Here is a 21,046-nt window from a genome sequence, read left to right on the forward strand (position 1 = left end):
TCCCCAGCGCCCTCCTGGCCAAACCTGCGCGCCGCCGGCGCACCCGCTGGTCGTGCGCGTTTCGGTGGTTCGTCACCGGTCGGGTCTGTTTCGGGCGTTGCGGGCGGGGAAGGGGATTGGGGTACCCCCGGAAAGGAGATGTACCGACATGACAGCGGCATTGCACGGCAAGCGGATCGCCTTCCTGGCCACCGACGGCGTCGAGGAGGTCGAGTACGTCCAGCCACGCGAGGCGGTCGAGAACGCCGGCGCGACGGCCGAGCTGGTCTCGTTGAAGCCCGGCACGATTCAGTCCTTCAACCATCTGGACCAGTCCAAGACGTACGACGTGGACGTGACAGCGGACAAGGCGGACGCCGCCGGCTACGACGCGCTGGTGCTGCCCGGTGGGGTGGCGAACCCGGACTTCCTGCGGGGCGACCCGGACGCGGTGCGGTTCGTGCAGGCGTTCTTCGACGCGGGCAAGCCCGTCGGGGTGATCTGTCACGGCCCGTGGACGCTCATCGAGGCGGACGTGGTGCGTGGTCGCCGGATCACGTCCTGGCCCACCCTGCGTACCGACCTGACCAACGCGGGCGCGACCTGGGTGGACGAGGAGTGCGTCACCGACGGCAACCTCACCAGCAGCCGCAACCCGGACGACCTCCCCGCCTTCTGCCGGAAGATCACCCAAACCTTCGCCGCCTAACCCCCGTCCCCCGCCCCACCCCCTCCCCGTTGATCATGAAGTTATTGCCACCCGGCTCGGCGTGTCGGGGCAATAACTTCATGGTCAACGCAGGCTGGGGTGGGGCGGGCGATGGGGGTTTTCGGCGGTTGGGCGCATGTTCTCGGGCTGTCGGGATAGAAGGGCACATGACCACCGAAGCCTCTGACGTGCCGGTGCTGAACCGTCAGCAGATCCGACTGCTCATGCTCGGTCTGATGACCGGCATGCTGTTGGCAGCGCTCGACCAGACCATCGTCGGCACGGCCCTGCCGACCATCGTGGGCGAGTTGGGCGGGATCAACCACTACTCCTGGGTGGTCACCGCGTACCTGCTCGCCTCGACCGCGTCGACGCCGCTCTACGGCAAGATGGCCGACCTGTACGGGCGCAGACCGGTCTTCCTCTTCTCGATCGGCACGTTCCTGGTCGGGTCGTTGCTGGCCGGGCTGTCCCAGGACATGACCCAGCTGATCATCACCCGGGGCATCCAGGGCCTCGGCGCCGGTGGTCTGCTGACGCTCGCGTTCACCATCATCTCGGACGTGGTGTCGCCCCGGGAGCGCGGTCGCTACCAGGGGCTGTTCGGTGCCGTCTTCGGGATCTCGTCGGTGGCCGGGCCGCTGGTCGGTGGTTACTTCGCGGAGACCGACTGGCGGTGGATCTTCTACATCAACGTGCCGCTGGCGATCCTGGCCATCGTGGTCTGCTACCACGTGATGCGGTTAATCCCGTTCGAACGCCGGGACCACTCGATCGACTGGCTCGGCGCCGGCCTGCTGGTCGCCGGGGTGAGTTCGCTGCTGCTCGCGCTGAGCTGGGGCGGCAACGAGTACGCCTGGGGCTCCGGCGTGATCATCGGATTGTTCGTCGTCGGTGCGGTGCTGGGGGTGCTCTTCGTCCTCCAGGAGGCCCGGGTGGCCGAGCCGATCCTCCCGCTGCGGCTCTTCAAGAGCGCCACCTTCGCGCTGGCCAACTCGGCCCTGCTCATCATCGGTCTGGTGATGTTCGGCTCGATCATCTTCATCCCGCTCTACCTGCAGATCGTCAAGGGCGCCTCGCCGACCCGAAGCGGTCTGCTGATGCTGCCGATGATGGCCGGGATCATCGTCACCTCGATCCTGACCGGCCGGGCGATGACCCGGATCGGCCGGTACAAGTGGTTCCCGGTGGCCGGTTCGGTGACCCTCCTGGTCGGCATGTTCCTGTTCACCCGACTGGAGGTGAGCACCTCGCTCTGGGTGGCCTTCGGGTTCATGGTGGTGATCGGCATCGGGTTGGGTCTGTGTATGCAGTCGCTGATCCTGGCGGTGCAGAACGCGGTCTCCGTACGTGACCTGGGGGCCGGTACGTCCTCGGCGACGTTCTTCCGGTCGCTGGGCGGTTCGTTCGGGGTGGCGATCCTCGGCACGGTGCTCTCGTCCCGGCTGACCGGCGGGCTCGCAGACCGACTGCCCGCCGCGATCGCTCAGCTCCCGCCGCAGGAGCAGGCCGCCGTGGCGGCGAGTGGTGGCTCCAACATCTCGATCAACGATCCGGCCACCATCCTGGCCCTGCCGGGGCCGGTGCGCGCGGCCATCCAGGGAGCCTTCGTCGACGCGTTGGACATGGTCTTCCTGACCGCCGGTCTGATCGCGATCCTGGCGGTGGTGGTCACCCTGACGCTGCCCAACACGCAACTGCGGGGCGCGGGACCGCAGGGCGCGACCGGCGGCGCCGACCCGCTCGGCGGTAAGGCTCCGGCCGCGGGTGGCAAGCCGCTGACCCGCGAGTCCAAGGAGGAGGCCGCCGCCGACATGGAGGCCAAGTCCCAGACGATGATCTGAGGGTCTCGACCGGCCGCCCCGGACCGCTGCGGGGCCGTCGGCGGTCAGGCCGGGCGGCGGTAGACGCCGTACCACCAGGTCGCGGCCAACTCCCGGGCGGCTGCCGCGTCGGTCTCGGGGTCCGCCGTGGTGGTGCTGACGTGGTCGGCCAGGAAGCGGTCGCCGCCGACCACGATCAGCCGGCTGGCCGCCGTCACGTCCAGGTCGGCGGGGGTACGCCCGGCCTCCTGCTCGATCCGCAGCGCGTCCACGGTGCGGGCCACGAACTGCTCCAACCCGGCTGCCCAGTACTCCCGGACCACCTCGTCGTACGCGGCGACCTCGCTGACCGCGGCCAGCACCGGGGCGTAGGTCCGGTAGATCCGGATCACGTCGGCGAAGACCTCGGTCAACCGCGCCAGCGGGTCGCCGGGTCCACCCGGATCCCAGCCGCCGGTGCGCTCGAAGGAACTCTCCCGCATGGTGCCGGCGAGGCGCATGAGCAGTTCGCTCTTGTCTTGGAAGTGGGTGTAGAAGGTCGACCGCGCCACACCGGCCTCGGCGGCGATCCGCTGCACCCCGAGGTCGGTGAAGCGGATCCCCTCCCGCAGGAGACGCTCGGTGGCCGCCAGCACCCGTGCCTCGACGGCGGCCCGACCATCGGGGTTGCGCGGGCGGCGGCGGGTGATCGAGGGCATAGCCGGAATCCTAGGTGGCCGGGCGTCGGGCAGGCGACGTACGCTCATTGCCGGACACAGTGTCCGACATAGTGACCACGGAGTGTCCGACCTCGGCCTCCGACCCACCACGAGGAGCAACACAGGTGAAGTACCGGCTGCTGGGCAACACCGGGGTGTACGTCTCGGAGATCTCACTCGGCGCGATGACCTTCGGGGGCGGCGGGCACCCGATCTACGGCACCCTCGGTGGGCTGGCGCTGCCCGAGGCGCAGCGGATGGTCGACACGGCGCTGGACGCGGGCGTCAACTTCGTCGACACCGCCGACGGCTACGGCGACGGCGAGAGCGAGGAACTGCTCGGTCAGGCGCTCGGCAAGCGGCGTCGCGACGTGGTGCTGGCCACCAAGGTGCACTCCCGGACCGGCCCCGGCCCGAACGACGTGGGCACCTCCCGGCTGCACATCATGCAGAACCTGGAGGACAGCCTGCGCCGGCTGGGCACCGATCACATCGACCTGTACCAGATCCACAACTTCGACCACATCACTCCGATGGAGGAGATGCTGCGGGCGCTGGACGACGCGGTCCGGCAGGGCAAGGTCCGCTACATCGGCGCGGCCAACTTCGCCGCCTGGCAGATGTCCAAGGCGCTGGGCATCTCCGCCCGGGAGAAGTTGGCCGGCTTCGTCTCGGTGCAGGAGTACTACTCCCTGCTGGGCCGGGACGTGGAGCGCGACGTGGTGCCGATGGCGCTCGACGCGAACGTCGGGCTGACCGTGTGGAGTCCGCTCGCCGGTGGTTTCCTCTCCGGCAAGGTCGGCCGGGACGGCACCGTCGCCGACAGCGGCGCGCGCAGCGCGCAGCCCGGTTACACCAGCTTCACGCCGTTCGACCCGGAGCACGCCTTCCGGGTGGTCGACGTGCTCAAGGGCGTCGCCGAGCGGCACGACGTCAGCCCGGCCCGGGTGGCGGTCGCCTGGTTGCTGACCCGGCCCGCCGTGACCAGCGTGATCGTCGGCGCGCGCAAGCTGGACCAGTTGGTGGACAACATCGCCGCCTCGGACCTCACCCTGACCGAGCAGGACCTCACCGAGCTGGACGAGGCCACCAAGCTGCCGGTCGCGTACCCGAACTGGATCCAGGAGGGGTTCTTCGCCGCGATGCGCCACCCGCAGTGAGGCACGGCCCCGGAGTCAGTAGATTCCGGGGCCGACCTACTTCAGGATCAGCCGGTTCGTCTGCTCGAAGACGTCCAGGTCGGCCAGGGTCTCGATGACCGAGGTGGAGAGCGGGGAGGGGAACCGGTCCCGGGGGAAGAAGCCGGCGTCGGTGGTCTCGTCGGTGACTCGGGACAGCTGCCCGTCCCACTCCTCCACCTTGAACGCCGTCGTGAAGACCTGGTACGTGTGCCCGTACATGTTGGTGCTGGTCCGGTCCGGCCCGGTGTAGAGGGCGAACGCGCAGACCCGCAACGCGCGCAGCCCGGTCTCCTCGCGGACCTCGCGGACCGCGCAGTCGGCGATCGACTCGCCCAGCTCCATCGCGCCGGCCGGCATGGCCCACTGGCCGTTGTCGGAACGCTGGATCAGCAGGATGCGTCCGGCGTTGTCGTTGACCACGGCGCGGGCGCCGACGAACATCAGCGTTCGGTCCCCGGCGATTGCGCGCAACTGCCCTACGTACGAGTCGGCCCAGGAGATGCTCACCTGCGACAACTTACGGGGGTTCCCAACGTGTGACCGGCGACACTAGCTTGTTACCCATGCGTAGCACGATGATGGACGCCCCTCTGCAGGTCTCCCGGATCCTCGACCACGGCGCAGGAGTGCACGGCACGGCCGAGGTGGTGACCTGGACCGGCGCCGAACCCCGCCGGATGACGTACGCCGAGGTGGGCCGCGCCGCCGCCCGGCTGGCACACGCGCTGCGTGACGAGTGCGGAGTGACCGGTGACGAGCGGGTCGCCACCTTCATGTGGAACAACAACGAGCACCTGGTCGCCTACTTCGCGGTGCCGAGCATGGGCGCGGTGCTGCACACGCTCAACATCCGGCTCTTCCCCGACCAGGTCGTCTACATCGCCAACCACGCCGAGGACCGGGTGGTGCTGGTCGACACCACGCTCATCCCGCTGTTGGCCCGGGTGATCGGCGAGCTGACCACGGTGCGGCACGTCGTGGTGGTCGGCGGCGGTGACCCGGCGCCGCTGGTGGCGGCAGCCGGCGAACGCATCACCGTGCACCACTGGGACACGCTGCTCGCCGACCGGCCCGAGGTGTACGACTGGCCCGAGGTGGACGAGCGCGACGCCGCCGCGCTCTGCTACACCTCGGGCACCACCGGCAACCCGAAGGGCGTCGCCTACTCGCACCGGTCGATCTACCTGCACTCGTTGCAGGTCTGCATGCCGGAGGGCTTCGGTCTCGGGCCGACCGACCGGGAGCTGGCCATCGTGCCCATGTTCCACGCCATGTCCTGGGGTCTGCCGTACGCGGCCTTCCTCTCCGGCGCGTCGCTGATCATGCCGGACCGGTTCCTCCAGGCCGCGCCGATCGCCGAGATGATCGCCGCCGAGCGGCCCACCCTGGCCGGCGCGGTGCCGACCATCTGGACGGATCTGCTGGCCTACCTGGACAGCCACGACGTGGACACCTCCTCGCTCACCGAGGTGATCGTCGGCGGCTCGGCCTGTCCGCCGGCGCTGATGCACGCGTTCGACGAGCGGCACGGGATCGACGTCATCCACGCCTGGGGGATGACCGAGATGTCCCCGCTGGGGTCGGTGTCGCGTCCACCGGCCGGTGCGACCGGCGAGCAGGCGTGGCGGTACCGCTACACCCAGGGGCGGGTGCCGGCGGGCGTGCAGGCGCGGATCGTCGGCCCGTCCGGCGAGCCGATGCCCGCCGACGGCAAGGCCGTGGGCGAGCTGGAGGTCCGGGGGCCGTGGGTGACCGCCCGGTACGTCGGTGACGACACCCCGGACGAGGAGAAGTTCCGCGACGGCTGGCTACGCACCGGCGACGTGGGCACCCTCTCGCCGGACGGGTACATCACGCTGACCGACCGCGCCAAGGACGTGATCAAGTCCGGCGGTGAGTGGATCTCGTCGGTGGAGCTGGAGAACGCGCTGATGGCCCACCCGGCGGTGCTGGAGGCGTGCGTGGTGGGTGTGCCGGACGAGCGGTGGGACGAGCGGCCGCTGGCCACCGTGGTGGTCCGGGAGGGCGCCTCGGTGACCGCCGAGGAGCTGCGGGACTTCCTGGCCGGCTCGGTGGCGCGTTGGCAGTTGCCCGAGCGCTGGGCGTTCATCGACACGGTGCCGAAGACCAGCGTGGGCAAGTTCGACAAGAAGGTCGTCCGTTCGCGGTACGCCGAGGGTGAGCTGACTGTCCGGGAGCTGACAGCCCCGTAACGTTTTCCCCGGCACTGTCGCCTGTTGGGGCAAGGGGCAACTCCTGAAGATCCCTCCCCAGGGGGCGGCCCCGGCGTTCGCACCGCGCCGGGGCCGCCCGTTCCACGCGGATGACCCGCACCGTCATTGTTGCGAAACTTCTTCGCTTCTGTCCTGATGACGGGGAAATCGGGTGGTGCGCGACCCCATCAGGCGTCGCTGGTGGTCACCAGCACCTTGCCCACCGTCGAGTCCTCCACCGCCTGGTGCGCCGCTGCCGTCTCAGCCAGCGGGTAGTAGTGCAGCGGCAGGCCAGCCTCCGCGCCGACCCGCAGCGCGCCCTGGCTGGCCGCCGCCGCCACGTCCTTGACGCCCTGCGCCTTGGCCGCCTTCGGTTCGGTGTAGACCAGCACGAACTGCCAGCGGGCGTTCGGCGCCATCATCGCCCGGATCGGGATGCTCACCTCACCCCCGCCGTTGTCCGCGTACATGCAGACCGCGCCGCCGTGCCGCAGCACCTGCACGTCCACCGCCGCGTTCTGGGCCGGGGCGACCTCCACGACCGTGTGGACCCCGTCCGGGGCGATCCGGTGGATCTCCTCGACCACGTCCTGCTCCCGGTAGTCGACCACGTGGGAGGCGCCGGCCGCCGCCGCGAGCTGTGCCTTCTCCGCACTGCTCACCGTCGCGATGACAGTGGCGTCGGCCCAGCGGGCAAGCTGGATCGCGGCGTTCCCGACCGCCCCCGCCCCGCCCTGCACCAGCACGGTGTGGTCCGCCAGCGCACCCGCGCGCAGCGTGTCCGGCATGAACTCGCCGGCGGTCAGGCAGCGATGCGCGGTGAGGAACGGGATGCCCAGGGCAGCCCCCAGCTCGAACGGGGCGTCGCCGAGGCGTACCGCCTGCCGGACCGGCACCAGCGTGTACTCCGCCGACGTGCCCCACGGCCGCTGCCAGGCCGCTTCCCAGATCCAGACCCGCTCACCGATCAGGTCGGGGTCGACCCCCGCGCCGACGGCCTCCACCACCCCCGCGCCGTCCTGCCCGGGAATCTGCCACCGGTCCGGCGTGGAGCTGCGGCGGGACTTCCAGTCCGTCGGATTGACCCCCGAGACCGCCATCCGCACCAGAACCTCGCCCGCAGCCGGCTCCGGCACCGGCCGGTCGACCAGCTCCAGCACCGAAGGGTCGCCGGTGCGCTCGTACACGATGGCCTTCATTCGTGGTCTCTACCCCGCCCGGCCCGGGTCAACCCAGCTCGTCCACCAGCTCCGGGGTCAGCTCACCGATCGCGCTCAGCGTCACCGTGGCCAGCCGGGCGGCGTCCGGGTCGAGAGGGTACGAACCGTGTGGCACCGCCACCACCCGCATGCCCGCGGCGGCAGCGGAGCGCACCCCGTTGGACGAGTCCTCCACGGCCACGCAGCGGGCCGGGTCGACGCCGAGGCGCTCCGCGACGCTCAGGTACACGTCCGGCGCGGGTTTGCCCCGCTCGGTCTGCTCGGTGGAGAGGGTCGCGCCGAACGCGTCGGTCAGGCCGGTGGCGGCCAGCGCCGCCTCGATCAGCCGGGTCGGTGACGAACTGGCCAACCCCAGTGGCCAACGTCCGGCGAGCCGGCGGACGACCTGGTCGGCGCCGTCGATGAGGGGTACGTGGTCCCGGTAGCGCCGGGTCATCTCCTCGACGACCTCGGCGGCGACCTGCTCGGCGGTGCGGCCGACGCCCAACTCGCCGCTGAGATAGTGCGCCCACTCGCCGGTGCTCATTCCCATCAGGCGACGTTGCGTGTCCGGTTGCCAGGTCCCGCCGTGCGCCGCCACGTACGCCCGGCGGACCTCCTCCCACACCGGCTCGGAATCCACGATCACGCCGTCCAGGTCGAAGACCACCGCATCCGTCACGGCACCATCCTGCCCGACCGGTGGGCGCCCGGTCAGCCGGGCAGGGCGGGCAGGCCGAGCGGGCTGTCCGCCGGGACCAGCGCGTGGCAGGACCGGGCGATGGGTTCCAGCAGCTCCCGGAGCCGGTCCCGGTCGTCCGGGGTGAGCGTCTGCCACGGGTGCGCGGCGGCCCGGTCGGTGGCGTCCTCGACGGCCTGGAACTCGGCCCGGGCGTCCTCCGTGGCCGCGCCGTCCGCCGCCAGCCAGCCCCGCTGCGTCAGCCGCTCGCGGGCGGCCTGCCACTGCTCCTCGGACCAGCCCCGACCCAGCAGGTACTGCGGCTGCAAGTCGTCCGCCGCCACCCGCCAGGTCAGCGTCTCGACCGGGTCCAGCCCGGCGGCCACCAGCGCCGCCACGTGCCCGTCGCCACGGTGCTCGCGCAGCGTCGTGGCGGCCTGCCAGAGCCGGGCCAGCGGGTACTCCCCGACCGGCAGCGCGGCGTTGACCGCGCCGAGCACCCGGCCGGCGGTCTGCACCGCCGAGGCGGCCCGCTCCAGCAGGTCGGCAGCCTCCGCCAGGTGCGACTCCGGCAGCTCGTAGGTCAGCTCGGCGAGCGCCTGCACCGCGCCGGTCAGGCGGGCGCGGAGCGCCTCCGGCGGGGTGGCCAACCGCCACACCGCCGGCAGTGCCCGGGCAACCATCGGCGGCGCGAAGTTGAAGAAGGCGGCGACCACCGGGGCCGCCTCGGTGGCGCCCAGCGGCGCGGCGCGGCCGGCGAAGTAACCCCGCCAGTAGCCGCGCAGCCCGACCGCCTCGTACGCGGCGCGGGCCCGGGGATGGAGGTAGGTGACCGCGTGCACCGGCTCGAAGTGCGCCCACATCACGCGGGCCGTCCGTCCAGCCTCGTCCAGCGCCGTCACATGCACCTCCGCGTCCCGGTTACGGATGCTCACCCCGGGCGGCGAACCGCCCGGGGTGACGCCGAAACTACTGCCGCTGGGTGACGGGCCGGAAGCCCCATGTGAACAAGCCCATCGCGACCGGTGGACAACCGGGGCGATTCGGTCAGGTCACTGGGCGGCGAGGACGTCCACCACGAAGCGCAGCGGACCGGTCGGGCGTCCGCCGGCGGCGGCCTCGTCGTTGCCGTACGCCAACTCGCCCGGAATGTCGAGCTGCACCCGGCTGCCCACCGTCACGCCGACCAGGCCCTGGTCCCATCCGGGGATGACCTGACCGACGCCGATCGGGAAGGTGGCCGGCTGCCCGCTGCTCCAGGAGGAGTCGAACTCCTTGCCGTCCTTGAAGAACACCCCCACGTAGTTGGTGGTGATGTTCTGGCCCTTCTGCACCGCCGGGCCCGTGCCCTTGATCAGCGGGGTGACCGTCAGCTTCTTGAGGTCACCCGTGCCCGGCGTCACCGTGGGCTTGCTGCCCAGCGCCGGGTCGGCGCCCTCGGGGAGCTGCGGGGCGGGGGGAGCGCCCGGCGCGTCGGGGGCCGGAGCGGAGGCGGACGGGGTCGCGCCGGCCTGGTTGGCGGGCTTGTCATCGCTGCGGTTCTGGTCGATCCAGACGAAACCGCCGATCAGCAGCGCCATCACCGCGACGCCGGCCAGGCCGCCCGCCCACGCGTTGCGCTTCCGCCTCGCGTCGGCTGCCTTCTTCGCTGCCAACTGGGCGGCCAACCGGCGCCCCGACTTGGTCGCCGGGCTCTGGTCTGGGCCCTTCTGCTGCGTCCGCTCGCTCACGTCGTCGACTCCCTGCTGCGAAGGTGTGGCCGGCACCCGGTGCCGGGGGGAAAGCCGACGCACACGGTACCCGCACCGCGGCCCACCGTGCCCGCCGCGGACGCCTCGGATCGCCCAGCGCGGCAGTTCCGGGAGCTTCCCGGGCGTTATTCCGGGACGACCATGAAGTCGGTCACGAACGAGGTGATCCGTCCGTCGGCGGTACGACCGATCCAGGTGCCGTAGCAGCCGTCGCCCCAACCGGTGGCCACGGTGACGACGTTGGCCCCGCTGGCCTCGTCCAGAACAGCGGTGATCAGCCCCGGCACCGGGGACGCGGGCAGCTCTGCCGGGATGAAGACCTCCTCGACCCGGTCCTCGTCCCAGCCTTCCAGGGCGGCGAGCGCCGTCGGATCGGCGAGGGTGCCGGCACCGGCGTCCACCCCGTACCCGAAGTAGTCGTCAGCGCCGAGCGTGGCGACGTCCTGGTCGCCCGCGACGGCCGGTTCCCAACGTGCGGTCGGCTCGTCGGAGACGACCAGCTCGAACGCGGCCACCCGCCGGTCCACCTCGGCGTCCTCGCGCAACACCACGGCCACCCAGGCGCGGGCGGGATACCGCCCGGGCGGCACGGTCACCGTGAACGGCTCCGCCTCCGGGCAGACCAGCGGATCACAGCCGACCACCCGGCCGGTCGGCAGCACGACGTCACCCGCCGGGTGGACCTCGATCAGGTATCCGCCGTGCTCGTCGGTGAAGCGTGCGCCGGGCGTCAGCAACCGGTCCAGATCAGGGGTGTACGACATGGGGGCTCCTCCGGGTCGCCAGCGGCCGGCGGAGCGTACCCGGTGCGGCGGACACCGCCGCGGCTGACGTCGGCGTCAGGCGCTCTTGCGGGGTGCGGTCTTGCGCGCTGTCGTCTTCTTCGCCGGCTCCGCCTTCTTCGCGGGGGTCTTCTTGGCGGCGGTCTTCTTCGCCGGCTCGGCCGTCTTCTTCTCGGCGGTCTTCTTCGCCGTGGTCTTCTTCGCCGGTGCCTTGGCGGCCTTCTTCTCGGCCGCCTTCTGGGCGGATCGGGCCGACGAGATGGGCGTCGGCTCACCGCCACCGCCGCTGCCACGGGCGGGTTGCTCGCCGCGGGCGGTCTTCGCGCGCTCCACCGACGCCTTGAGCGCGGCCATCAGGTCCACCGCGGCGGCCGGCGCCTCCTCGACCTCCTCCGGCTGCACGACCTCCCGACCCTCCACCTTGGCGTCGATGACCTCCTGCAACGCCGCCCGGTAGTCGTCGGTGAAGACGTCCGGTTCGAACTCACCGGTCATCGAGTCGATCAGGGAGCTGGCCATCGCCAGCTCCGGCGGGCGCACCTTGAGGTCCTCGTCGAGAAAACCGAAGTCCGGGGTACGGATCTCGTCGGGCCAGAGCATCGTGTTGAGCAGCAGCACGCCCTCGCGGACCCGGAGTGTGGCGAGCTGTTCCCGCTGACGTAGCGCCACCTTCACGATGGCCACCCGCTCCGAGTCGATCAGCGCGTCGCGCAGCAGCACGTACGGCTTGGTCGCCGCGCCCTCCGGTTCGAGGAAGTACGCCTTGTTGTAGAGAATCGGGTCGACCTGCTCGGCCGGCACGAACTCCAGCACGTCGATCGCACGGGAACTGGTCAGCGGCAGGTCGGCGAAGTCCTCGTCGGTGAGGATCACCATCTCGCCGCCGCCGATGTCGTAGCCCTTGGCGATGTCGTCGTAGGTGACCTCCTCGCCGCAGACCGAGCAGGTGCGCTTGTAGCGGATCCGGCCGCCGTCCTCGCGGTGCACCTGGTGGAACCGGATGTCCTTCTCCTCGGTCGCGGAGTAGAGCTTCACCCCGATCGAGACGAGCCCGAACGACACGGCTCCCTTCCAGATGGCACGCATCCTGCGCTCCCTTCCCCGGTATCGACCATGCTCGCATCCGAAAGAACCTGACGCGAGGTGTTCGGCCTGCTACTACAGTCGGGTCGTGCCTGGCGCGCCGCTCAAGCCGATGCTCGCGATGACCGGGCCGCTCCCGGCGGGTGACGGCTGGGCGTACGAGTTCAAGTGGGACGGGGTCCGCGCGCTCGCCGACATCTCCAACGGTGGTCAGCACCTGTACGCCCGCTCCGGCGTGGAGATCACCGCCGCGTACCCGGAGTTGACCACCCTGCCCGAGCAGGTCGACGACGCGCTGCTCGACGGCGAGGTGGTGCTGCTCGGCGCGAGCGGGCAGCCGTCGTTCACCGCGCTGGCCGAGCGGATGCACGTGCGGGACCGGAACAAGGCGGCCCGGTTGGCGGCGGTCATGCCGGTGACGTACATGATCTTCGACCTGCTGCGGCTCAATGGCGCCGACCTGACCGGCTGGTCGTACGAGCGCCGCCGGGAGGCCCTGGACGGGTTGGGGCTGGGGAGTGCCCGGTGGGCGGTGCCGCCGATGTTCGCCGACGGGCCGGCCACCTACAAGGCGGCTGGCGAGCACGGCCTGGAGGGCGTGATGGCCAAGCGGGTCGGGGCCGTCTACCGCCCGGGGGTGCGCTCACCGGACTGGGTGAAGGTCAAACTTGAGGTGACCGGTGACTTCGTCGTCGGTGGTTGGCGACCGGGCGCCCGCCGGATCGGCGGGCTGCTGGTCGGGGTGCCCGGCCCGGACGGCAAGTTGATCTATCGAGGGCGGGTCGGTGGCGGTATCGGCGCGGCCATCGAGCGGCAGCTCCTCGCCGAGTTGGAGCCGCTGCGCTCCGGCGCGTCACCGTTCGCGCCGGGAGTGCCGCGCGAGGATGCCCGGGGGGCCATCTGGGTAGAACCCCGGGTGGTCGTGGAGGTGAAGTACGGCCAGCGCACCCCCGACGGCCGGCTGCGCTTCCCCCGGGTGCTGCGGATGCGCCCGGACAAACCTCCGGAGGAGGTCGACGATGCCGGCTGAGCGGCTACGGGTGGACGTCGAGGGCCGCCCGCTGGAGCTGTCCAACCTGGACAAGGTGCTCTACCCGGCGGCGGGCTTCACCAAGGGTGAGGTGATCGACTACTACACCCGGATATCCCCGGTGCTGCTGCCGCACCTGCGGGACCGGCCGGTGACCCGGATCCGCTTCCCCAACGGGGTGGACGACAAGTCGTTCTTCGAGAAGAACGCGCCGGCCGCGACCCCGGACTGGGTGCGCGTGGAGAACCTGCCCGCGCCCGGGTCGACGAAGGGTCGGGAGACGATCGACTACGTGGTCGCCGACGACCTGCCGACGCTGGTGTGGTTGGCCAACCTGGCCGCGTTGGAGCTGCACACGCCGCAGTGGAAGGTCGGCGAGCACCCGGACATGATGGTCGTCGACCTGGACCCGGGGCCGCCGGCCGGGCTCGCCGAGTGCTGCCCGGTGGCGGTGCTGATGCGCGACCGTCTCGCCGAGGACGGCATCGAGTCGTACCCGAAGACCTCCGGAAAGAAGGGCATGCAACTCTGCTGCCCGATCGCGGGCACCCAGTCGTCGGACGTCGTCTCCGACTACGCCCGACGGATCGCCCAGGAGTTGGAGAAGGCGCACCCGAAGTCGATCGTGTCGAAGATGGCGAAGAACCTCCGCCCGGGCAAGGTGTTCATCGACTGGAGTCAGAACAACGCGGCGAAGACCACAGTGGCACCGTACTCCCTGCGGGCCCAGTCGGTGCCCTCCGTGTCGACGCCGCTGACCTGGGACGAGGTCGAGGCCGGCGCCCGTGGCCGGAAGCCGGCCGTCCGCCAGTTCACCGCCGCCGAGGTGCTGGCCCGGGTCGAGGAGTACGACGACCTGCTCGCCCCGCTGCTCGACGGCGGCCCGGAACTGCCCCCGGCCTGACAACCTTTGGCGATCCCGCCGCGTGTAAGGCGCGTGACCGACCAACAGACACCACTGTCCGCGACGGACCGGTCCTACGTCGCGTTCGTCGAGGTGGCGTGGCAGCGACACATCCGGCTCGCCATGCTGCTCAGCGGCGACCGGTGGCGGGCCGAGGAGCTGCTCCAGGACAGCCTGGTCAAGGTCTACGAGCGGTGGCGGCGACTGTCCCGGCTCGGCGACCCGCACGCCTACCTCCGCCGGGCCCTGGTCAACAACCACACGTCCGGTTGGCGTCGGCGTCGCCGCGAACGCCTCTTCGCGGACGTCCCCGACCGGGCCGCCCCGGCGGACGGCGTCGGGCCGGACGCGGTCGTCCTGCGCCGGGCGCTGATGTCACTGCCGGCCAAGCAGCGGGCGGTGGTGGTGCTGCGCCACTACGAGGACCTGAGCGAGCGCGAGGTCGCCCAGGTGCTGGGTTGCTCGCTGGGCACCGTCAAGAGCCAGAACGCCCGGGCGCTGGGCAAACTGCGCCACCTCCTCGAGGAATCCTTCGACTCGGTAAGCAGGTGAACGTCATGAACAGCATCGATGACCGTCTCACTCGACGGCTGCACGACATCGTCGACGGCGAAACGGGCTCCGAACCCCCGGTGGGCGCGCTGATCGAGCGCGGCCGGAGGGCCCGCCGACGCCGGAGCACCGCGCTGGTCGGCTCGACGTGCGCACTGCTGGCGCTGGGCGTCGGCACCGCATTGACCGTGACGACGAACTCACCGACGGGTCGTCCCGGCGTCACCACCGAGGCCGCGCGACCGGAGCCCGTCTCACCGGCGATGCGGCTCGTCTCGGCCGCCGCCGCCAGCGAGAACATCAGCTACCGGATGCGGCTGACCAACTCGGGCCCGGGCGGGCTGACCTACGAGGGCGCGTTCGACCCGAGGACCGCGACCGGCTACGTCCGCGCGCCGCAGGACGACTCGGTGATGACCGAGCTGCTGATCAACGGCACCCGGTACCAGGGTGGCGAGCGTCCCCTGAGCCCGCTGCCGGCCGACAAGGGGCCGGGCGAGACGTATGGCCGTTACGGGCAGTACCCGGGGACGTACAACCGGCTCTTCCTCTACGGCGACGGGAACGAGGTGCTGGGTGCCGCCGAACCTGACCCGGCTGCCCTGTTCGCCGCGTTGAAGCGCGTGAACGCGACGGTCACCGAGAACCCGGACGGCACGCTGCACTTCACGTACGCCACCACGGACAGGGACGGGTCGAGCAGCACGACCGGCGACGTCACGCTGGACCGCGACGGTCGGATCGCGAAGGTGGCGCTCACCGTTACCTGGCAGTCGACGGCGAAGGGTCGGCTCGACAGCGGAACTGCCACCTCGACGCTCGAACTGTTCGACTACGGCGTCGACGTGACGGTCACGCGCCCGACCGACGTTGTGATGATCAAGAAGTAGACCCGCGAGCCCGGTGTCCACCCTGATGGACACCGGGCCGAGGCGGCTGGTCCGGCCGGTGCGGGCGGCGAGCCCCACCGGCCTTGCCGGATCAGCGGTGGCCGAACACCTTCCGGCTGGAGCCGAGCCGCAGGAGCACCGTCTCGCCGGTGGCGTCCTGCACCCCGTCGTTGTCGGTGATCGCGTACACCTCGCCGTTGCCGGCCACGGTCAGACCTTCCAGCTTCTCCTGGGTCCAGCCGTTGGTGGCGCGCAACGCGGGCAGCACGTCGACGGCGAGCGTCTTCGGCAGCACGGTCAGCGGGCCGGTCGCCGCCGCACCCGGCAGCGGCACCGTGTAGATCCGCTTGACCGTGGCGGCCGGGCCGTTCAGCTTGTCCCGCTCGATGACCGCCAATCGGTCGCCGACCACGGTGATCTCGGAGAGCCCCATCCAGTCGCCGGGCACGGTAGTGGCCCCCAACTGGTAACCGAACCAGCTCCAGGTGCCCGCCGCGACGTCGTACCGGCCGAGCCGGACGACGCCGGTCGGGTCGGTGCTCAACTCCCGCTGCACGGCCACCCAGACGATCTCCCGGCCCTGCCGGTCGGTGGTAGCGGTGACCCCCTCCAGCCCCTGCTTCCCGAGACCGGCGGCGACCTCGGCGGGCAGTGCGACGCTCTGCCGGGTCACCCCGGCCGCGTCGAGCCGGACCAGCTTGTTCTCCGCGCCCTTGGCACCCTCCACGGCGAGCCAGAAGCCGCCCTGCGGGCGGGCGAAGATGCCCTCCGCGTCGTACCCGACGGGCGCCCCGGCCGCGTCCCTGACCGGCAGCGCGCCGGTGATCACGGCGGGCGTCCGGTTCGCGTCGATGGTGAGGATGCGGGTCTGCGTGTACGCCGCGTCGGTGACGCTGTAGAGCTGGTCCCGCTTCCCCGGTGCCGCGCTCAGCGCGCCGAGTGCGCCCCAACCGATCGGTGCACCGGCCCGATCGGTGTCGGACACGATGCTCGGGAACGTCGGCGTGCCCTTACCCAGCTGGAAGAGCGACACCGACGCCCGGACGTTCACCGACGCGTCGTCCTCCTCGCTGGAGACCGCGAGCAGACCCCGCGACGGGATCGGCAGCAGCCCCTCCGGCCCGTTGGTGGTCGGCAGGATCTGCGTGAAGACGGGCTTGGTGGGGTTGCCCAGGTCGTAGACGGCGACGAAGTTGCTGCGCTCCGAGCCGACGAACGCGTACCGCACCCCGTTGTACTCGGCGACGGCCACGCCCTCCGGCTCGGTTCCCTTCTTGCCGGCGCGGTCCTCGTTGTGCAGCCCGTACCTGACGGCGAGCCGCTCGAACGTGTTGCCGGCGTCCCAGGCGACCCGCCCGCTGCGGCTGTCGAAGACGGACCAGCCGCGGGTGCCGCCGTGCCAGTCGCCCTCGTTGGCCGTGGCGAGATAGCGATCGTCGACCCAGGCCACCGCGTCCGGCTCGCGCGGCACGTCGGTGATGCTCCCGGTCAGGTCGATGACACCGTCCTTGCTGGTGTCGATCCCACTGACCGTGGCGGTGCCCGCGCTGAACACCTTGGTGATCCGGCCGGTGGGCAGGTCGATCAGGGCGACGCCGTTGTTCTCCTGCAGCGTCACGGCCAGCTGGTTACGGCTGTTGATCGAGACGTACTCCGGCTCCGGGTCGGTGGGCGCGGCGAGGCCGGCCTGGACCAGCGCGGGCAGCGCGCTGCCGTCGGTACCGGTCAGCGCGACCGGCCGCAGCCGCCAACCCGCCGGGGACTTCCCGGTCAGGTCGACGATCTGCACGAAGCCGGCGGGTGCCTGCGGCAGGTCACCCTCCTCCCCGCCGGGCGGGGTGGCCTCCTCGTCGCGCTCGTTCTCGATCGCGATCGCGGCGTACCGCTTGTCGGTGCTGATCGCGATCGAGTCGGGCTGGCCGCCCAGGTCGAAGCTGGCGACCCGCTTGCGGCTGGCCAACTCGATCACGTCAAGCCGACCGGACGGCTCGGTGAAGCTGCTGCTGGTGTTCACCACCACCAGCACGTACCGCCCGACCACGGCGACCGAGGTCGGCTCGTCCTCGGCGTCGCCGAGCTGCGCCAGCGAGAGCGTGCCGAGGCCGCGCGGCCGGTCGGCCCGGGAGATGTCCAGGAAACCGATCCGCTTGGCCAGCGCGTCGGTGTGGATCAGGGTGCGGCCGTCCTCGCTGACCGCCGAGATCTCGGCGACCGTCGCCGTCGCCGGGTCCTCACCGGCCGGGCGGTTCTGGAACACCGGGTACGTGGCGACCCGGTCGAAGGCGAGCGACGGGTGGTGGTGTCCGCCGGCCGACGCGGGGGTGGCCCCGGTCAGGCTGGCGGCAGCGACACCGGCTGCGGTGAGCGCGGTGAATGCTCTTCTGAGTGTCAAGGACTTCCTCCGTTAGGTCGTACCCGCACGGAGGCTGACACCTGTCGGGGAGCATCAGCTTGCGCCGACGTGAACAGCGGGCGAAGCACGCAGCCGCAGGGTGCCGGCCGCTACAGTGCGACCATGCGGCAGAGTGAACTTGTCGATGCGCTCCGTGAGATTCCGGCGTTGAAGGTGGTGACCGACGGCCCCGCCCTGGTGGTCACGGTGCCCGCGATCGGCGAGAGCCTCCGGCTGCACCCCGAGGCGCTGACCTGGCTGAAGCACGGTGTCCTGCCGACCGGGGCCCCGTTCCTGCAGCTCCAGGGACGGCAGCAGGACCAGGACGTACGCCTGGTGCTGCTGAACGACGACCTGGGGTGGGTGCCACCCGACGTCAACTCGCTGCTGGACACCCAGATCCCGGTCCGGATCACCGACGCGCCGGAGATGGTCGCGTACACCGACCTGGAGCGCGAGTCCGTCCGGGCGCTGGAGGGAGCCGACCGCCCGGACGTGAACCTGTTCGCCCTCACCGCGACGCTGCTGGTGCACCGATGCGCCATCGTCGGCGCCCTGCGACTCGGCCTACGGCCGCTGCGTGCTGTTCGGCTCTGGCACGAGCTCTGGTGCCACGTGGGCGAGTTCCTGGCCGGTCCGTTCTGGCCCGATCCGTACTGGGACCGGCTCCTGCTGGAGGCGGGCGTGCCGCTGGCGCCGTACGAGGAGGCCCGAGCCGGGGAGCGCCCGGCCATAGCGGCGTTGACGGTGGCCGACCTGCGGGCGATGGAACCGGTACTGACGGTCACCCGGGCGGACGACCACTTCCTTGCCGCCTGGCGACAGTGGATGAAGCTGACCCCGCGCCAGGTGTGCGAGGTGCTCGCGGCGGACCTGCCGGAGGCGAGGATCGAGGTGTCGCTCTACATCGAGGGCGGGGGAGCGGTCTCGATGCGCATCGCGCCGTCCGGAGTCTTTCAGGCTCTGATCGAGTTGCGGCTGTCCTTCACCACGAGGTCCGCCTCACTCGACGAGATCCGCATCGCCGACGAGCTGAAGGGCAGCGGGCTCTTTGGGCGCCTGCGGTCGAACCTCGAGAACTTCACCCGGGCCTTGGGACTGCTCTCTCTGAAGGTGTACGCCACCGGTGACGGCAGTGTGGCATTCGCCCGCGCCGGCTACGACTGGGACCGATCCTGAGTCAGCGCCGTCAGCCCCGGCCCGTCAAGGTCCGCCGGAGGTGGGCGGTGGCGTCGGCGCCGATGGCCTCCTGAGTTGCCGTCAGCAGTCGCCCACACAGCACCCGGGCGGTCTCGATCTCGGAGCGGGCGTGCCCCACCTCCCGGAGCAGGGTCTCGCGCTCGTCGTCCTCCACCGCTCGGATGTCCGGGACCTCCCGCCGGCGCGCGTTGCGCACCTCGTCCGCCACCACCAGCACGAAGTCCGTCCGGTTGCGGTCGAGCGCGGTTGCGGTGGCGGCGGCCGGGCTGCCGGCCACCAGGCGGGTGACGGCCTCGGCGGGCAGGAAGAACAACGTCGTCGTGGAGAACTGGCTGAGCGCGGCCTGTTGCTGCCAGCGGGTCAGCAGTCCCGACTTGCCGTCGAGGAACGGTGCCATCGCGAACGCGAAGTCCACGTCGACGGTGGCGAGCAGCGCCCGGGAGTCCTCGATACCGCTTTTGAGTTGGTTGATCAGCGCGGACTGGCGGTGCACCAGCGCGGCGAACTCCGACTGGTCGTCGGCGCGGGGTTCGTCGGTGGAGATCAGGGTGTCGGCCAGGACCAGTAGGCGCTCGCCGTTCACGCACAGCTCCTGAAGCGTGAGGGCCAGCTCCAGCAGCTCACCGCCGACCTTCGCGTCCTGGGACACCGCCCGCCGGTCCAGCAGCCTGGTGACGTACGAGCTGATGATCTGGACCATCGTGGACAGCAACTCACCCACTGCGCGGCCCCCTCGAAAGCGGTGTGGCCGCGAGTGTAGTCGCCGTCCGCCGGCCCTCGCCGGATCGCCACCAGGCGCCGCCCACCAGGGCCACGGTGATGACGGTGACCGCGACGTCGCCGGCCAGGGCCGCCGCCGGGCTCGCCGGGGAGTACGGCGGCACCAGGTACGCGAACCCGGCGGCGCTGACCACGCTCGCCGAGCCGGCGGCGAGCACGTGCCGCTGCCCCCAACCTTGGCGGGACGACCAGTACGCGACCAGGCCCCCGACGGCCGCCGCGAGCCCCAGCGCGATGGCCACTCCCGCCCAGCCGGGGGTCAGGTCGGTGCCGAGATGAACGAGGACGATCAGCAGACCCACCCACAGCGGATGCGGCACCCGCCGGGTGCGGCGTGGCTCCCTTTGCTCTGCTGCCCTCCATGCACCACCGGCCGCGTGGCCCGGGCGTCGCCAGCGGGGCAGCAGGGCCACCGTGACGAGTGCGAGGACCACCAGCGCGGCGAAGGTCAGTTGGAGTGGGCTGGCCAGGAAGTTCTTCCGGCCCCCGTCGGACGCGAAGATCAGCAGGCTGCCGAGCAGGTAGAGCACGCCGACCACGAAGAGCCCGGGCCGGCCCAGCCACGGCCGGAGCCGGCGGTCCGCACCGAGGAACGACTCGACGAGCACGATCGGCGCGCAGATGGTCAGCACGATGTGGTTGCCCACGTAGTCGAACGCCTGCCGGAGGCTGAAGTCGAGCCCCGGCACCAGCGTCGCCTCGGCGGCAGCGCGGGTGTCGGCGTACTGGGTGTCGTCGAGGTAGTCAGGGTTGAACAGCGACTGGTCGACCAGCCCGGCTTGGAGTACCCCGAACGCGCCGGCGAGTAGCACGATCGTCGGCCACCCCGCGCCGAGGTGCCGGGCGGTCTCCCGGATCAGGATCGCCGCGCCGCCGTACATCGGGCCCAGGAAGATCAGCACCGGGAGGAAGTCGTCGATGGCGAAGCCACCCCACGAGCACTCGGCCGCCCACGGCGCGAGCAGCAGCAACGCGACCACCGGCAGGAGCCGGCGGCGCAGCGGCAGCCGGCCAGCGGCGACGGGGCGGCGGCGGCGGGATGCTCGGCGGTGACGGGGTCCGGTTCGGTCGGCATCGGCGCTCCTCGGCGGCGTCTCGGGGGTCACCCGCACCGTGCACGGGCCACCCGGTCACCCGATACGGCCATCGGCCGACGACCGGTGCGACCAAAGTCGTTGAGTACTGTGGTGCCGACGTCGAC

The 21,046-nt window shown here is 71.2% G+C and carries 20 protein-coding genes; 9 read left to right on the top strand and 11 right to left on the bottom strand.

What is annotated here, in order from left to right; translation table 11 throughout:
• The first annotated feature begins 148 nt into the window (after nt 1–148).
• Entirely contained in the window at nt 149–688 is a 540-nt protein-coding gene (locus tag O7614_RS03675; RefSeq protein ID WP_278137079.1) for a type 1 glutamine amidotransferase domain-containing protein, read from the top strand.
• 167 nt (nt 689–855) lie between these two features.
• Nucleotides 856–2,532, top strand: a complete 1,677-nt coding sequence (locus O7614_RS03680; protein ID WP_278137080.1) for an MDR family MFS transporter — start codon at nt 856–858, stop codon at nt 2,530–2,532.
• 44 nt (nt 2,533–2,576) lie between these two features.
• Here O7614_RS03680 and O7614_RS03685 read toward each other — a convergent pair whose 3' ends face one another.
• Nucleotides 2,577–3,209: a TetR/AcrR family transcriptional regulator gene (locus O7614_RS03685; RefSeq protein WP_278137081.1), complete on the bottom strand. Its 633-nt coding sequence runs from the start codon at nt 3,207–3,209 to the stop codon at nt 2,577–2,579.
• Between the two features lie 125 nt (nt 3,210–3,334).
• Between O7614_RS03685 and O7614_RS03690 the strand changes: the two genes are divergently transcribed.
• Nucleotides 3,335–4,369: an aldo/keto reductase gene (locus tag O7614_RS03690; protein WP_278137082.1), complete on the top strand. Its 1,035-nt coding sequence runs from the start codon at nt 3,335–3,337 to the stop codon at nt 4,367–4,369.
• A gap of 36 nt (nt 4,370–4,405) precedes the next feature.
• Here O7614_RS03690 and O7614_RS03695 read toward each other — a convergent pair whose 3' ends face one another.
• A complete protein-coding gene (locus tag O7614_RS03695; RefSeq protein WP_278137083.1) occupies nt 4,406–4,897 on the bottom strand; it encodes an NUDIX domain-containing protein in 492 nt (163 codons plus the stop codon).
• A gap of 71 nt (nt 4,898–4,968) precedes the next feature.
• Between O7614_RS03695 and O7614_RS03700 the strand changes: the two genes are divergently transcribed.
• On the top strand, nt 4,969–6,603 hold the full coding sequence (locus O7614_RS03700; protein ID WP_278142136.1) for a fatty acid--CoA ligase: 1,635 nt from the start codon (nt 4,969–4,971) through the stop codon (nt 6,601–6,603).
• Nucleotides 6,604–6,791: 188 nt separating this feature from the next.
• Here the strand turns inward: O7614_RS03700 and O7614_RS03705 are convergent, their stop codons facing one another.
• From O7614_RS03705 to O7614_RS03730, 6 genes are all read right to left on the bottom strand, one after another.
• Nucleotides 6,792–7,802, bottom strand: a complete 1,011-nt coding sequence (locus O7614_RS03705) for an NADPH:quinone reductase (protein WP_278137084.1) — start codon at nt 7,800–7,802, stop codon at nt 6,792–6,794.
• Between the two features lie 28 nt (nt 7,803–7,830).
• Entirely contained in the window at nt 7,831–8,484 is a 654-nt protein-coding gene (locus O7614_RS03710; RefSeq protein ID WP_278137085.1) for an HAD family phosphatase, read from the bottom strand.
• Between the two features lie 32 nt (nt 8,485–8,516).
• Nucleotides 8,517–9,344: a hypothetical protein gene (locus O7614_RS03715; RefSeq protein WP_278142137.1), complete on the bottom strand. Its 828-nt coding sequence runs from the start codon at nt 9,342–9,344 to the stop codon at nt 8,517–8,519.
• Between the two features lie 189 nt (nt 9,345–9,533).
• Nucleotides 9,534–10,247, bottom strand: coding sequence for an FKBP-type peptidyl-prolyl cis-trans isomerase (locus tag O7614_RS03720; RefSeq protein WP_278137086.1), 714 nt, complete (start codon nt 10,245–10,247; stop codon nt 9,534–9,536).
• 110 nt (nt 10,248–10,357) lie between these two features.
• Nucleotides 10,358–10,996: a DUF4241 domain-containing protein gene (locus O7614_RS03725; RefSeq protein ID WP_278137087.1), complete on the bottom strand. Its 639-nt coding sequence runs from the start codon at nt 10,994–10,996 to the stop codon at nt 10,358–10,360.
• A gap of 75 nt (nt 10,997–11,071) precedes the next feature.
• Nucleotides 11,072–12,100: a Ku protein gene (locus O7614_RS03730; RefSeq protein WP_278137088.1), complete on the bottom strand. Its 1,029-nt coding sequence runs from the start codon at nt 12,098–12,100 to the stop codon at nt 11,072–11,074.
• Between the two features lie 85 nt (nt 12,101–12,185).
• Here O7614_RS03730 and ligD (O7614_RS03735) point away from each other — a divergent pair, with 85 nt between their 5' ends.
• From ligD (O7614_RS03735) to O7614_RS03750, 4 genes are read left to right on the top strand one after another with little or no spacing between them, the layout of a single operon-like run.
• The gene (gene ligD, locus O7614_RS03735) at nt 12,186–13,127 is read left to right on the top strand and encodes a non-homologous end-joining DNA ligase (protein WP_278137089.1); all 942 of its coding nucleotides are present in this window, start codon (nt 12,186–12,188) and stop codon (nt 13,125–13,127) included.
• The gene (ligD, locus tag O7614_RS03740) at nt 13,117–14,031 is read left to right on the top strand and encodes a non-homologous end-joining DNA ligase (protein WP_278137090.1); all 915 of its coding nucleotides are present in this window, start codon (nt 13,117–13,119) and stop codon (nt 14,029–14,031) included. Before ligD (O7614_RS03735) ends, ligD (O7614_RS03740) begins: the two co-directional genes overlap by 11 nt.
• A 33-nt stretch (nt 14,032–14,064) precedes the next feature.
• Nucleotides 14,065–14,583: a SigE family RNA polymerase sigma factor gene (locus tag O7614_RS03745; RefSeq protein WP_278137091.1), complete on the top strand. Its 519-nt coding sequence runs from the start codon at nt 14,065–14,067 to the stop codon at nt 14,581–14,583.
• Nucleotides 14,584–14,588: 5 nt separating this feature from the next.
• Nucleotides 14,589–15,473: a hypothetical protein gene (locus O7614_RS03750; protein ID WP_278137092.1), complete on the top strand. Its 885-nt coding sequence runs from the start codon at nt 14,589–14,591 to the stop codon at nt 15,471–15,473.
• A gap of 91 nt (nt 15,474–15,564) precedes the next feature.
• Here O7614_RS03750 and O7614_RS03755 read toward each other — a convergent pair whose 3' ends face one another.
• Entirely contained in the window at nt 15,565–17,865 is a 2,301-nt protein-coding gene (locus O7614_RS03755; RefSeq protein ID WP_278137093.1) for an esterase-like activity of phytase family protein, read from the bottom strand.
• A 123-nt stretch (nt 17,866–17,988) separates the two neighbouring features.
• Here O7614_RS03755 and O7614_RS03760 point away from each other — a divergent pair, with 123 nt between their 5' ends.
• Nucleotides 17,989–19,044, top strand: a complete 1,056-nt coding sequence (locus O7614_RS03760) for a hypothetical protein (protein WP_278137094.1) — start codon at nt 17,989–17,991, stop codon at nt 19,042–19,044.
• 10 nt (nt 19,045–19,054) lie between these two features.
• Here the strand turns inward: O7614_RS03760 and O7614_RS03765 are convergent, their stop codons facing one another.
• The gene (locus O7614_RS03765) at nt 19,055–19,786 is read right to left on the bottom strand and encodes a hypothetical protein (RefSeq protein ID WP_278137095.1); all 732 of its coding nucleotides are present in this window, start codon (nt 19,784–19,786) and stop codon (nt 19,055–19,057) included.
• Nucleotides 19,779–20,951, bottom strand: a complete 1,173-nt coding sequence (locus O7614_RS03770; RefSeq protein WP_278137096.1) for a hypothetical protein — start codon at nt 20,949–20,951, stop codon at nt 19,779–19,781. Before O7614_RS03770 ends, O7614_RS03765 begins: the two co-directional genes overlap by 8 nt.
• Between the last annotated feature and the right edge of the window lie 95 nt (nt 20,952–21,046).

This window comes from Micromonospora sp. WMMD961 (genome assembly GCF_029626145.1).
Lineage (GTDB): Bacteria > Actinomycetota > Actinomycetes > Mycobacteriales > Micromonosporaceae > Micromonospora.